Origin of the sequence: Hoeflea sp. AS16 (genome assembly GCF_038900095.1) — a bacterium.
Lineage (GTDB): Bacteria > Pseudomonadota > Alphaproteobacteria > Rhizobiales > Rhizobiaceae > Hoeflea.
This window is the reverse complement of sequence record NZ_JBBMQQ010000005.1, coordinates 252,168-266,971: the sequence shown is the minus strand read 5'-3', so window position 1 is coordinate 266,971 and position 14,804 is coordinate 252,168. Positions and strand designations below refer to the sequence as shown.

General features: G+C 55.4%; 4 protein-coding genes. All 4 read right to left on the bottom strand.

All coding sequences use genetic code 11. The features are described 5' to 3' along the window. Window positions 1–25: 25 nt before the first annotated feature. Complete coding sequence (locus WNY80_RS15115) at window positions 26–700, bottom strand: hypothetical protein (protein WP_342888218.1); 675 nt, start codon at window positions 698–700, stop codon at window positions 26–28. A gap of 183 nt (window positions 701–883) precedes the next feature. Beyond that, complete coding sequence (locus WNY80_RS15110) at window positions 884–2,197, bottom strand: HlyD family type I secretion periplasmic adaptor subunit (protein WP_342888217.1); 1,314 nt, start codon at window positions 2,195–2,197, stop codon at window positions 884–886. Window positions 2,198–2,208: 11 nt separating this feature from the next. Then, complete coding sequence (locus WNY80_RS15105; protein WP_342888216.1) at window positions 2,209–3,978, bottom strand: type I secretion system permease/ATPase; 1,770 nt, start codon at window positions 3,976–3,978, stop codon at window positions 2,209–2,211. 174 nt (window positions 3,979–4,152) lie between these two features. After that, on the bottom strand, window positions 4,153–14,802 hold the full coding sequence (locus WNY80_RS15100) for a calcium-binding protein (RefSeq protein ID WP_342888215.1): 10,650 nt from the start codon (window positions 14,800–14,802) through the stop codon (window positions 4,153–4,155). Window positions 14,803–14,804: the final 2 nt, after the last annotated feature.

Below are 14,804 nucleotides of genomic sequence, written 5' to 3'. Positions count from 1 at the left end.
CCTGTTTCCGGCATCTAAGCCAAACTCAGGCAGAAATTCCACTTATCCCTGCTGTGCAGTTTTCCCGAGCCACCTCTGGCTGCCACACCACAGGAATTGTCAAATCGAAACCGCGAACAAATTCTTGAAGGACATCTGTAGGCTGTATGGCTTTATCTGCAGCCAGCTCTCCGGCCGTTGAGCGTTTCAGTCCGACACTTCCGCCCAGGTCGCGCGGCTTGATCATTACCGGTGTAAGGGGGTTGAGCGAGAGCAGTTCATCTTTTTGAAAGTTCTTCGGGACGGCTAAACCGCATTCTCGCGCTATGAGGCTGGCAGTGTCCTTTCGTTCGCTAACGATGAGAACATCCGCCTCGGATGGGAACGGTTTGATCCCGCACCAACTAGCCACCGATGGAACCATGCTCCAGTGATGGATTGGAGTTATGCCGGCGTTCAAATTGAATGCGCAAATCACTTTCGGAAGGGAGCCATCCAGAGCCTGGCGAGCGAAAGCTGCTGCGTCGACGAAATAGGGATGTAGGCCCAATTCCTCGAGCGCATAGCCATATGACGAAATTACAGAACTGCGCCACTGGTCGTACCAAATCTGTGTGAATTGCCCGGCTGGTGCAAATCCGTAAACAACCGCGGCAGAGTGTCCCCGAAAAAGCGTTATCTGTTGTCGAAACTGCCTTGCGGAAGGGAGATCGTCCGTCACCATAATTTCCAGTTATCGTAACTGGACTGGCTTTCTTCCGTGCTTTCAAAGTCGACGGCTGTCTACTTCTATCAACACACGGACATGCGGAGGGGTGCAATCAAACGCCCCTTTCCTCCCATCGCCAAAGCCAGAACAGTCAAGGGGCAAAGCTTTTCAGGGGGACGCTCCCCCCTGAATTCCTTAATCCGCGACAAATGCTCGACTGAAAGAATCAAGAATTGGTCGAGCGAGGTACTCGAAGAATGTGCGATCACCGGTTTCAATGAATGCCTCTACCGGCATGCCCGGATAGAGCTGCTCGACGGCCACCGAGGCTGGAAGGTCATCTGTAATGCCGATGCGGGCACGGTAATATGGTTCCTGCGTAACCTCGTCGACCAGGCGATCGGCGGAAAGATGAATGACCTCCCCTTCCACTTCCGGGGTCAGCCGCATATTGAGCGCGGACAATCTGAGCCTGGCGGCCTGCCCGACTTTGACGATATCGATATCTTGCGGGTTAAGCCGGGCCTCGACAATCACCTTCTTGGTAGTGGGAAGGATTTCCAGCATCTCTCCTCCCGGTGCAACCACACTTCCTGTCGAATTGTAGACCGATGAGACGACGATCCCGTCTACCGGCGCTCTAATGACAGTGCGCTCCACTACCCGACGCGCGGCTATCAACTGGTCCTCAAGGTCGGCCAATGAAGTCCGGACCTCGTTCAGCCTTGTGACAGCCTCCTCGACGCGCTGGGTTGCAAGGCGCTCCAGTTGCTCAAGCGCCTCTATGCGCTGGGTGATCGCGGTTGCAACCTCAGAGGCGACAACGCCGCGCTGACCGATCAAGTCAGCACGATTGCGCAGGATCTGGGTGTATTCAAACCGGTTGGTCAGCCCCTGATCCACCAAGGTCTTCTTGGCCGCAAGTTCATCCGATACGATGCTGAGCTGCTCGGCGATCGCTTCCTGCTGGGATTTAAGCCCGGTTCGCGCGTCATCAAGTGCCGCAACCCGCTGGAGCAGGATTTCGCGCTCCGATGTGTAGCGCAACAACCGAGCCTCAAACTCCTTGTTCTGCTCCTGGAAGATTTCCAACGTCTCGCTACTGACCGTATCGTCCTGAGCGGGTCCCGCTATCGACAGCGCACCATCCCGTTCTGCGGTCAGTCGTGCCATCATCGCTTGGTTGGTCACCAGCTGCGTGGTCAGGCGGTTGAGCTGGGTTTCGGCTTCGGTCGGATCAAGGATCACCAGCGCCTGGCCGGCCTTCACCCGATCGCCTTCGGTCACAAGTATCTCCTGGATGATCCCGCCTTCCAGATGCTGGATCATGATGTTGCGGCCCGCCGCAGCAATCACTCCCGGCGCAAGGGCTGCTCCCGAGAGAGGCGCAAGAGCGGCCCACGCACCAAAAGTTCCCACCAGCAAGGTGATCGCCAAATAGCCCGCCCATCCAATTCTATTGGGATTTGAAGCGATCCCGCGCTCCCATGCAAAACCTGTATCAACCATTGCTGTCGGACCTATCCACCGGGTTTGCGCCATTGCGAGGCCATGCTGAAGCCGGGACCTGTTGCAAGGGATGCAGCTTTGTTTGCAGGAGAAGACCCAGCCGGACGATTTGCTGTCATCGTCGCCAGCACGTCCTGACTTGGACCGAATGCAGCGATCGCGCCATCTTTGAGCATCATTACCCGGTCGCATTTCGCCGCTATCGAAAGACGATGGGTGACAATAATCACCGTGGTCGACGCAGCACGGGCGTCAGCCAAGGCCTGAGCCAGCGCTTCTTCGCCGGCCGCGTCAAGGTTGGCGTTGGGTTCGTCGAGAACAAGGATCTTTGGATTGCCATAGAAGGCGCGCGCCAGGCCAATTCTCTGCCGTTCACCGCCGGACAACCCGTTGCCTCCAGAACCAATCTCGGTCTGGTATCCGTCACTTTGCAACAACACCAGCTCATGCGCATGGGCGCGCTGGGCGGCAGAGACAATTGCCTGATCTTCAGGATTGGGATCAAACCGGGAAATGTTCTGAGCAATCGTTCCCGGCAATAGCTGGACATCCTGCGGCAGATAGCCAAACAACGAACCGCGCTGGCTCTCATTCCAGGTCTTGAGTTCGGCACCATCGATGCTGACACTTCCGCCGCTCGGGGCGATGGCGCCTGTCAGGCATCGGGCCAGTGTGGTTTTGCCCGCCCGGCTCGGACCGATCAGAGCGATTGCCTCGCCGGCCCTGATGTCGAAACTCAGGCGTTTGAGGATAGGTTCCGCGCCGGGCTCGGCCGCTGGGCGGGCAACGACAAGGTCGCGAACCGCAATCGCTCCCAGGGGCTCCGGAAGTTCCGTCTTGATCGATCGTGCATCCCGTATGGCCTTGGCAACTAGCCCGATACGCCCCCATGCCTTGCGAGCCTCGGCAATCTGCCGCCAGCCGCCAATCAACTGATCAATCGGCTGCAGCGCCCGGCCGGAGATGATCGAGGAAGCGAATATCATACCCGCAGTCATCTCGTTGCCCAGAACCAGCCAGGCGCCAACTCCGAGGATCGCCAGTTGCAACAACATCCTGACCGAGCGCGACAGGCCGCTGAAAGCAGAATTGATTGTGGCTGAACGCGCCTGCTGGCGCAGGCTCGTCGCATATCTGGCGCCCCAGTGCTCGGTCGCGTTGGCTTCCATGCCCATCGCACGCAGGCTGTCGGCATTGCGGGCAAAGGACTGGGCCGAGAGCTGCGCTTTAGCCGTCAACTCGGCCGCTTGCCGCCCGCTGCTTTGCTCCGCAGCCAGGTTGATGAACAACAGCGCGAACATGATCAGAACGCCAGCCAGGGTGATCCAGAACAAGGCAGGATGGACGAGGTAAAGCAACGCGACGAACAAGGGCGCAAAGGGCAAATCGAATAGGGCCGTCAGTCTTTTCGAGGCGATGAAGCCGCGCACCGAACCAAGATCGCGCAAGGGCTGGATATCGCCGCTGCCGGCGGCCTTTGACGACAAAATGGAGCCGAACAGGGTCGAAGCCAGAGTCCGGTCAAAACCAGCCGCCACGCGTTGCGCATAGAGCGAGCGGATGACCTCCATCAGTCCGAGGAACACCAATGCGCCGATTGCGATCAGGCTCAGATAGACCAGCGTTTCGATGCTGGCGGACGGCAAGACCCGGTCATAGACCTGCAGCAGGTAAAGCGGCATCGCCATCATCAGCAGGTTGATGAGCAGCGAGAAGACGCCGATATCGACCAAGGCACGCCTGGCGATACTCTGGAGGCGGGGAACCTTAGGATGTGTCACTTGTGGGCCTTCTGGCTAGGGAAGCAAACAATTCTGGTTCCAAAAGACTGATCCCGACAATGGATCGGTCGGCGCGGGTGCCAAACTTGCTTCATCTGGGTCTTGCGAGCGCACCTACCTGTAGCAATGAACCGGCCGGGATCTGCAGAGAAATCCCGGCTGGTTTCGCACAACTTAAATCAAACCACCAATCGGCTCCGGATCGAACCAGGTGTCGCCGGAGCTGTAGGTGGAGTTGGCGACGATATCGGCGAGTGACACCGGCCCGGCGTCACTGAAGCTGATATACTCCACCTCGGTGAACTGGATCGCATCGGTACCCGTCCCGTTTGCGATGGTGAAATGGTCGCCCTGGCCGAGGATGTTGTAGTCTGCGACGTTACCTGAAAACACGATGATGTCATTGCCGGCATCGGCACTGACATAGTTCCCGGTGCCGCCGGTGAAGATGATGGTGTCGTCCCCGGTCGTTCCACCAAAATAGCCCGAGTTGCCGGTCCCAACATAGGTGTTTGGATCGGGTGCGAGTGTGCCCAGATCGTACCAGGCGCTTTCGCCGTAGAACCAGACACCGTCAATGTTCTTAAGCGTATCGGTACCGTAGAGCGCATGGCTGACAGTGATGCTGTCATCGGCGTTGCGCGTGAAGGTGTAGTCGGATGCAGCGCCATCATAATCGGCCTGATTGTAAGTGCCGCCTTGGCCGTCAAGCAAGTCATCGCCTGCTCCGCCATAGAGCGTGTCATCGCCATCGCCGCCCAGGATCGCATCATTGCCCGCTGTGCCAGTCAAATAGTCATCGCCAGCCGTGCCAGTATCCAGAGTGTCGAAACTGTCGTAATCGATCAAGTTATCGAGATCATACCACTTGGCTTCGCCCACAAACCAGACGCCGTTGATGTCGGTGAGCGTGTCCGTTCCCCAAGCTGCGCTGGTAACAGTCACACTTGTGTCCAAATTGCGGACGAAGCTGAAGTCGTTGTGATTGCCTTCATAGTCAACCTGATTGTAGGAGCCGCCTCCGCCAGCGAGCACATCGTCGCCAGCGCCGCCATTGAGTGTGTCGTTGCCGTCTCCACCGAGTAAGGTGTCATTACCGCCGCCACCAATAAGGAGATCGCTGCCAGCAAGGCCACGGATAGTGTCATTGCCGGATGTGCCGGTAAGCTCGTCATCGCCAGACGTCCCCTGAACGGCCTCAGCCATGGCCGTTATCGTTGCCCGATCCCAAATCGTCCCATTCTCGAATTCGAAAACGTCGATACCTTGACCTTTCGAAGTGCGACTCCAGAACGCACCCTCATCAATTACTTGCTCACCGGTTGGCAGGATCGAGATATGCAGATCATATCCGCTGACCGATAGAGAAATATCATCCGGATTAATCCCGGACAGTTGGAGCCGATCCACTTCACTGCTGGAATGCGAGCCATCAAAGATGATGTCATTCCCGTCCCCAAGGCGGTAAATAAACAGATCGTTTCCTGTGTTCGCTCCGTTATTGGAACTCCCTCTGTTTTGCGCAGACATTATCAGATCATCGCCGGTATCGCCGAAAAACACGGAATCAACGGCACCATATTGCTGCAATGTTTCTGATCCGCTCGTGCCACGAACCCAGGCATTGTCCCGCATTTCAGTTCGGTCAAAGGAAACGCCATCCGCAAACCGAATTTCATCTATACCTTGGCCTTTTGTAGCCCAACTCCATAAAAAACCTTCGTTTATAAGAGTACTGCCGGATACGGTGTCGCGAATTATCAGATCATAATTGGAACTCGACAACTCGACGTCATTTGAATTGATGTCCGTCAGAACAAGTACATCATGTTCAACGTTAGAGTGTGAACCATCAAAATAGATATCGTCACCGTCTCCGCGGTTGTAAATGTAGGTATCATTACCATTAGAGGCGCCGTTGTTTGAGCTTCCTCTAGCATTCGCCGACATGATGATGTCGTCGCCAAGACCGCCGACAAACGTGTCATCACCATTGGTCCCGGTGAGTGTGTCATCGCCCGACGTACCAGTGATCGGCAACGCCTCGGATTGATTTTCCTCATTAGCATAGTAGTTTCGGTCCCAAACGGTTCCGTCTGCAAAAACAATGCTCTCCACACCCCTGTTTACATAGTCAGCAATTGTGGAAAGAATTGTAATTGATCCATCATCACCTGCTCCTGGTGTCGATTCAGTGATTGTAATCAACAGATCTGAACCATTACTGGTCAGGGACACATCAGAAGGATTGATATCCGTAAATAGGAGACGGTCAGCCGTGCCGCTCCAATTATCTTCGGTGATCGTGTCATGTCCATCACCGCGTGAATAAACGTAGGTATCATTCGAACTGCCGCCATTCAGCGCATCGTTGCCGAGTCCACCGATCAATGTGTCTTCAACGCGGAATCCAGTTATTGTATCATCACCGTCGGTAGACTGAACGGATAAGAAGAAATCGCGCATATAATCTGGATCCCACAAAGTCCCGTCCGCGAATTCCACCAACTCCACCCCTCGATTGACCGGCATGTCTAACGAGGAAAGAAGCCGCACTGAACCTGCGTCGCCGGCACCTGATGCGCTGCTGGCAATGGAAATCAAAATGTCGCTTCCATCTCGAATAAGAGTGACCTCATTTGCATTGATATCTGCAAATAGGAGACGGTCCGCCGTGCCGTTCCAATTGTCTTCGGTGATCGTGTCATTTCCGTCTCCGCGGAAATAAATGTAGGTATCATTCGAACCGGCGCCATTCAGCGCATCGTTACCGAGTCCACCGACCAATGTGTCTTCACCACTAAAACCCGCAATTGTGTCATCGCCATCCGAATACTGAACAGACAGGAAAAAGGCGCGCAAATAATCGTGGTTCCAAGAAGTCCCGTCCGCAAATTCAATGATTTCCACTCCTCTCTCAACAGTCGTATTGAATGAGGATAGGAGGGTCACAGATCCAGCATCATTGGCGCCTTGCGTGCTTTCAGTTATCAGGATCTGAATATCGCTACCATCACGGGTCAGGGTGACTTCATTCGCATTGATATCTGTGAACACGAGACGATCTTCCACTCCGCTCCAATCACCTTCGATAATTGTGTCGTGGCCGTCGCCACGGGCGTAACGGTAAGTGTCACTCCACTGCTGTCCGGCGAGGGTATCATCTCCTTTCCCTCCCCGCATATCATCGGCTGCTCGAAATCCGTTGATCGTATCATCGCCATCGGTAACCTGCTGCTCAAGCAAAAGCGCCCTCACAGTGGCCATGTCCCAAGTCACGCCATCGGCGAATTCTATGAACTCTACACCCTTTTCTATATAGTCAGCTAGCGTGGCTTGCACCGTCACGCTGCCTGCGCTCGCCGGATCCGATCCCGTCTCAGGGATAGTGATTATCAGGTCTGCCCAAGTGTTTTCGCCAGAGTAATCAAGCGAAACCTCATCCGAGTCGATATCGGTGAACACGAGGCGATCCTGATTTCCACTCCAATCACCGTCGATAATTATATCATGGCCGTCGCCACGGGCGTAACGGTAAGTGTCACTCCACTGCTGTCCGGCGAGGGTATCATTTCCTTTCCCTCCCGACATGTCGTCGGCCGCTCGAAATCCGTTGATCGTATCATCGCCATCGGTAACCTGCTGCTCAAGCAAAAGCGCCCTCACAGTGGCCATGTCCCAAGTCACGCCGTCGGCGAATTCTATGAATTCCACACCCTTTTCGAGGTAATCGGCAAGCGTGGCTTGCACGGTCACGCTGCCTGCGCTCGCCGGATCCGATCCCGTCTCAGGGATAGTGATTATCAGGTCAGCCCAAGTGTTTTCGCCGGAATAATCGATCGAAACTTCGTCTGAGTTGACATCTGTGAACACGAGGCGATCCTGAGTTCCACTCCAATCACCGTCGATGATCGTATCATGGCCGTCTCCCCGGGCGTAGACATAGGTATCGTCTCCAGTTTGGCCATCAATTGTGTCATTGCCTAGCCCCAAAGCCACAACATCGCCTCCGCGACCGGCGGATACCATGTCGTCACCAGCGCCAGCGTCAATAACGTCTTGATGATCAAAGCCCACGACCACATCATCATTTTCAGAGATTTGCCGGGCGATAAGGTTTTCGACGATTTGCTCTTTGGTGAGCACAGTTCCGTCTTCGAAATGGAATTCCTCAACGTCTGTTTGATCAAAAACACCTCGATAGAACTCGTCCCGGATGAGCAGAGTTTCGCCGGAGGAAACCAGGGTTATCTTCAGATCACGAGTTCCGATGCGCTCATAGTAGATGTCTTCGATTGAAATCCCTGCTCCAAATTCAACCCAGTCATCTTCTGGATAGGTGACAATACCCATTGTCTCGTAAATGACGTCATGGCCATAACCGTAGCCGAAGACATAAGTATCGGCACCATCGCCGCCATCCAGATAATCATCTCCTGCGCCCCCGTCGAGACGATCATTGGTCCAGAAACCGAAGACGGTGTCGGCGCCCGACGTTTTCTGACTGGCCAGATAGTTCGAGCGAATATCACTGGCTGTCCAAATCGTGCCATCAGTGAAGTGGAATTCATCTACTTGGCTGGGTCGATAATTGATCGGATTGTAATCGAACTGATTGAGGATCGTGAGGTATTCGCCTGTCGAATTGAGTTCAACGATGAGGTCACGATCCTGCAACTCCCCATCTACGATCGAGCGGACCAACCGAATGTCATTCTCGGTAACGGTCCCTGTAAAGATTATTGCATCATGGTCGCCACCATTGAGAGCACCCAAACCGCGCTCATCAATTGTGTCATTACCGTAGCCAGCACCCCAGATGTAACTGTCATTTCCGTTGTAACCGTAGAAGATGTCGTTGCCTGCTCCTCCATCCAGCACATCATCAATGTCAAATCCGGTGATGATGTCGTCACCACTGGTCGCTGCACTTGCCAATACCAACTGGGCCAGTTCCGACCAGCCTATCGACGCTTCCCCCGATGCAAATTCGATGGTTTCGATGCGATCGAAGAAGATATCTCCATAAACCCCGGACGCAGCGTACCCGAACTGGCTTTTAAGTGTGACACTGCCGTCGAAGCCGGCAAAACTGATCTTGACCGAGTTGTGATTATCCTCGATGCGACTGAAAACGAAATCGGAGGCGGTGATACCCTGTCCAAAGCGGAGTGTATCGGACATGCCCGAAAGGATATTGGTGTTCTGATCCTGAAGAACATCGTGCCCATCACCAACCTGATAGATGTAGAGATCTTCCTGATTGCCACCCGAGACGTAGTCATCGCCCTTTCCCGCATTCAGGGTATCCTGGCGGTTCATCCCATAAAGCTGATCGTCTCCATCGGTGGAGTAGGTTTGAAGGACCAGATAGGCGATCTGGTCACTGGTCAACATGGTCCCGTCATCGAATGCAAAAAGATCGATCCGGTTTTGATACCAGGTCCCGTAGACGCCAGTGTAGGTGGCGGCGAATTGTCCCTCGATGGTTACTGAATCAAGAGAGTTGCCGGCAAAACCGATGGTCAGATCGTTGGAAGCGCCATCGCGGCTGAAGACGATGTCGCCGATGTCGATACCGCGGATGAACTGCAGCATGTCCTGATCGTTGCGAAACGCATTGTCCTCAAGATCAATGATCCGGTCATGGCCGTCGCCAGTACCGAACCGATAGATATCGGTGTCGCCACGGCCTTCGAGGATATCGTCGCCCGCGCCCCCCTCGAGCACGTCGATATCTTGCGAACCAACAAGATGCGTTGAGCCAGGATCAACGTGGGAAACCGCTTCTGCGATCTCAATTCTTGTCCATGCCGTGCCATCGGCGAACGTGATCTCATCGATCCCGTAATCAGGAGAAGCGTCTCCGATGGTCGGCCCGGGCCAGCGGCCTTCGAATTGCTTGGTGATGGTAATCGTTGCACCACTCAAAATGTCGGTGAGCAACAAATCCTCACCGGAGCGCGTGGCGTAAATGTCATCGGAATTGTGAGCCGAGAACCGCAGGATATCTCTGTAATGATAGGCGATTGCATCGTCATCATAGATTTCGACATTGCCGAAGCTGGCTCCAACCACGTAACTGTCGGAATTGTTCCCACCAACCGCGCGCGTCTCATCACCGTCAATCAGGATGATGTCTTCCTGACTTGTGCCGGACACAACTCCCGATCCATTGATGATGAGATCGTCAGGAACGTCAAAAACACGTGCAAAATCTTCGACTGTGACGGTACCGCCCACGGCTTCAACAGCGTGCAGGATGTTCTGAACCATGAAGCTGTATGAGTTGAGCAATCCGGTGTTCGGGAGATAATAATCCGCCAGCACCACGTCGAAGAACGGCTTCCATTCGGCAAGCCAGGCAACAGGATCTGCGGACTGTTCAGCCTCTGTCAGCAATGCCTCAAAAGTGGAGCCAAGCAGTGAATCGCCTGCCGTGCCGAAATTGTCGGACACGACATCATAGCTGACATCCGTGAAATAGCCCGACAGCGGACCGGCCTGGACGGCAAAGCGGACCGCGAGCAGGTCGAGTATGCCTTCAAACTTTTCCGTGAACTTGTCCAGTGCGTCGATCGCGTCGGCGGAGGAGACAGGCGCCAGGAAAAATCCGTCGAAAGATTCCCCCAAATAGCGATCATAGAACGACAGCTCGTCGTGGATCAGCTGATCAAAAGTGGTTGTCGCAGTGACTACGCCATTTGTCTGATCCAGCCAGCCCGACCAGGAAGCCTGCGAATAGTTGTAGATGCGCAGGTTCGTGCCGCCATCAATATATTCGATGTAGTCAGCTGATACGCCGTCAAGTGTCCCCTGCCCCACATTCACGGTCGCACCCGAGCCATCGGCCGTCAGTTGTGCGAGCAACGCATTGAAGTCTTCCTCGCCAGACAGGGAAGCGGCCGTGACCACTGTCACGCCGGAGGCGAAGCGGACGGTCGTCACGCCTGAGACCTGATCGAATTCATAGGCGTAGTCGATCACCGCATTATTGCTGCGGACAAGGATCAGGTCCTCGTAGTCAGGTATGCCGGCAGCGCCGGTGACAATTGTCCCGTTGATCTTGATCGGCGAACCTTCCACCCATGCGGCGAGCACGGGAAGCATTGCCGCGCGCAGGTCAGAGAGATTGGGATTGTCAAATCCGGACAGGGCCGCGCGAACCGCGGCCTCGGTCGCGGCGGAATTCGTCATGGCTTCCCGGAGGGTCAGCACGGTGCCGTGACTGCGAAGTTCCGGCAGGTCTTCCACCTGCGCTGCCACCTCAATCGGCGAACCGGTGTAGCGCGTGTTCTGGTTTTCGGTCTTGAGGACGACATCAGCAACCGTATGCACTGATCCGTCGGACATCGTGTAGGACCCCGTGCGGAGGATGTTGTTGCCGTTGACGACATCGGGCGTGGCAAGATCCGACGCGGACAGCGAAATCGAGGTAATTCCACGGGCACTTACCGATTGGAGTTCTCCGACATCGGTGACGTGGTTTTCGTTGGAATCCTGCCAGACCATCAGATCATCGAAGCCGTCATCGGCATCAACATCGCCGTCGCCGTCAAAATCGGCAAGCCCGTTGTCTGCGGCGCTGATGACGCCGTCATTGTTGCCATCCAGAGCTGCGAGTGCCGCAAACCCGGATTGTGTCGCTGATCCGAACATCTCGGCTGAACCCGTGATCTTCCCGTCACCATCGATATCGCGGACCAAAAGACCATCGTCGCCACCGACAAAGCCGGAATGCTCGGCGTAAAGATCATCGTCGATGTCCAGCCGGGCCTTGGTGTGATCAATCGATGTCAATTCGATGCCATCGCCATCGAGATCCAGCACCAGCGGGTCCTGACCGCCCCAGTAAGAGCCGGTCGCGACCTTCAGCTGCAAGCCGAGAATATCGAACAAGCCTTCACCGAAGAACGAGTATTGTCCCTCCATCTCAGGCGTAATGTCGATCAAGCGGACGCTGGAAACATGAACCTCGGCCAGGAAAATGCCGCCTGCACCAATCTCGCCATACCCGTCCGGACCCGGGCGCGTGGATTCGCGCCAGTTGAGAATATAGGTCGTGGCATAATCATAGCTGATGGTGCCATCGGCATTGGTGTGCGCAACCTTCCAAAGCGCATTCTGGACGATCAGATCGCCGTCATCGTTAAGGGCATAGCGGGTGCCATAGGAACCCCAGGCCCAGGGATCGGAGGAATCGCCCCACTTGAGGCCGCCGATCAGGTTCAAGGTTCCGCCCAAGGTCAGCCGGTCATCATCCGACATGTCGGTGATCCCGACGCCGTCCATCAACCAGATCTTGTCATTGCCGTCGCCGGTTTCGATCAGCGAGCCAAACTCGGAATTGATCACAACATCGTCGTGGTCGGTCAGCCGTATACGGTCGGCGCCGGTCACACGCAGGGCGTCATTGTAACCCAGCGCTCCATTTGTCGCGTAGTCGGCTATTGTCGCCAATTCGTCGGCGATACCGGAAAACTGGATGATGCCGTCCATCGGCCCGTTTTCGCCATTCCAGCTGGTGCTGCCGAAAATAAAGTTCACGCCATGGTTCAGGCCGGAATAATCCAGCACGTCGACCTTCTCGACAAAATCGTCCGGCCCGAGCACCTCGCCGGGCTGCAGTTCAGACTCAATACGGCCGGAGCCGCCCATGTCGACGATAATGGGAGCTGAAAGCGCGTCTTCGGTGACGATGAATGTGTCTGGCCGAACCGATAGCTCGACCTTCTCGATGCCGACCAGCAGATCGGTTTCCGTTGTGCCGGTGTTCAAATTTTGAAGACTGATCGCCAAACCTTCGGAATCGAGGAAAGTTTCGGCTTTGAGATCCGTGATCTTGACACCTTCCGGGGCGATTTCGCCGCTTCCGGCAACTTCTTCCGCAGAATATCGTACGATATCGGTATCCGTCAGTCCCTGTAGCCAGTCCTGGAAAGAGGCGGCCAGCCCCTGACCGATATCGCCACCGACAAAAACATCATCATAGCCAGTAACCGACGGATCGGCGGAGTGTTCCGTGTCGATGTTGATCCGGTCGACAATGACATCCGAGCCATCGCCGGCAACGATGAAGTCGCGGCCGCCGCGCAATTCGATCACATCATCTCCCGACGCGGAGAAGATCAGATCATTGCCCTTCGTCGTGGTGATGGTCTCGCCCTGATCGCTGCCGACATACATGTCGACATGGACATTGCTACCACCACCGCTCGTGACGTCATATGCTCTCTCGCTCAGCGTCACATCGATCACGTCGGAAAGCGTGCGCAAATGTATACGGTCGATGGCCTGACGGTCCGTCGCCTCCCATCCTGCCTGGGCGATAACATCGAGCGCGGCGAGATCGATTTGCGGGAATGGCAGCAGCCAGTCCAGACTGGATTGGAGGTCTGTTGCCTGCTGGAAGAAATAAGTCAGCAGCAGATCCGCATCGATCGCCGCCAGCTTGTCCGCAGCACTGTCGTAGACGCCGCCGGTAGCGAGCATATCGCGCCACAGCACCGATGAGAGATCCAGCGCCAACGTATCACTGTCCGCTGAAAGGCCGATGACCCCCTCAAGAGGGCTCAACCCGTCGATCGCGGCAGCAGCACCGGCTTGCTCGACTTTGTTGATTGCAAGTGCGCCGGAATACTGAACCGCGATCCTGACAAGCAGAGACCGTATGCTGGTCGTGTCAAAACTCAAGGGAAAAAGCTCGGCATCAAGGAACGGATTACGGTTCTCATTGCCGAAGACTGTTCCGATCTCGTTGAGATCATCAAACATCGCCCGGATGCCGGTGTCGCCAAAGACGCGTGTGCCTTCGTCAATTGCGGAGTAGGCGATGGCGCGGCCCATTTTGCCTGTCAACGACGAGGCACCGCCGAGGCTTTCAGCGCCGGCTGCGACGGCCACATCGTTATCGAAATACGCGTTAAAGAAGTCAGCACCTACATTGTGCCATTGGGTATAGATGTGAATATTCTCATTGGCGAACTGTAACTGGATGAGATAATCCACCATATGCAGTCGAACTGCGCGATCCAAAAGTTCCCATCTGGATACGTCCGAATGTGATTCAATGTTCGTGAGCGGCCCGTCGGGAATGAGCGATTCAAAATATTGGGTAAGCTCGGATTCCGCTACCCCCAACTCACGCAGGGCGGCTGCAAGGGCCGGCTGGCCGACAATCGCAGAAATAGCAGCCAAGACTTGGCCCGCATAGCTCTGGACAGAGCCGTCCCGAACCGACTCCAGTATTTCGTTGGTTATCGCAATCGCATTGAAGTTTGAGAAATCCAGCGGCGGATTTTCGACGCTATCTGTCAGCGTTACACCCAATGCGGCAATTCCAAAGGGCATGTGGTCAAACCCATAACCCTGGGTGCCGGTCAGCGCCGAGACTAGCCCGGCAAGCCCGCCTCCGAGAGAATGGCCCGTCACAATGGTGTTGGCAGCGGGGCCAGCCGTGTAAGCCTGCCCTGTAACAGCTTCATAAAAAGCCAACGCCTCGTCCGCTTGTGTCCAGTCGCTTGTTAGACCAGCCCCAATCAGCCAGCCTTTCAGATAATCCCATCCACCATCCGTGCCGCGATAGGAGATGACCGTTTCGCCGTTCCACTGATAGGCGACCGCGTAGAAGCCGGCGGCTTGAGAACCTTGGGGAAGCGAAAAGTTCAGCACGACAGCAGAACCGATGGTGCTTCCTGCTTCGCCGAGACCATCAACATCTACGCCATCGACGACGTTCTGGCCGTCACCAATTCCGGCATCATAACCGCGATTGTAGGAATCCATGGCCAGGATTGCGAGCATCAACTCATTAGAAAAGGTCATGA

Excerpts from the sequence above, each read along its gene's own strand:
- WNY80_RS15100 (WP_342888215.1), bottom strand. The coding sequence starts at position 14,802 with ATGACCTTTTCTAATGAGTTGATGCTCGCAATCCTGGCCATGGATTCC.
- WNY80_RS15110 (WP_342888217.1), bottom strand. The coding sequence starts at position 2,197 with ATGGTTGATACAGGTTTTGCATGGGAGCGCGGGATCGCTTCAAATCCC.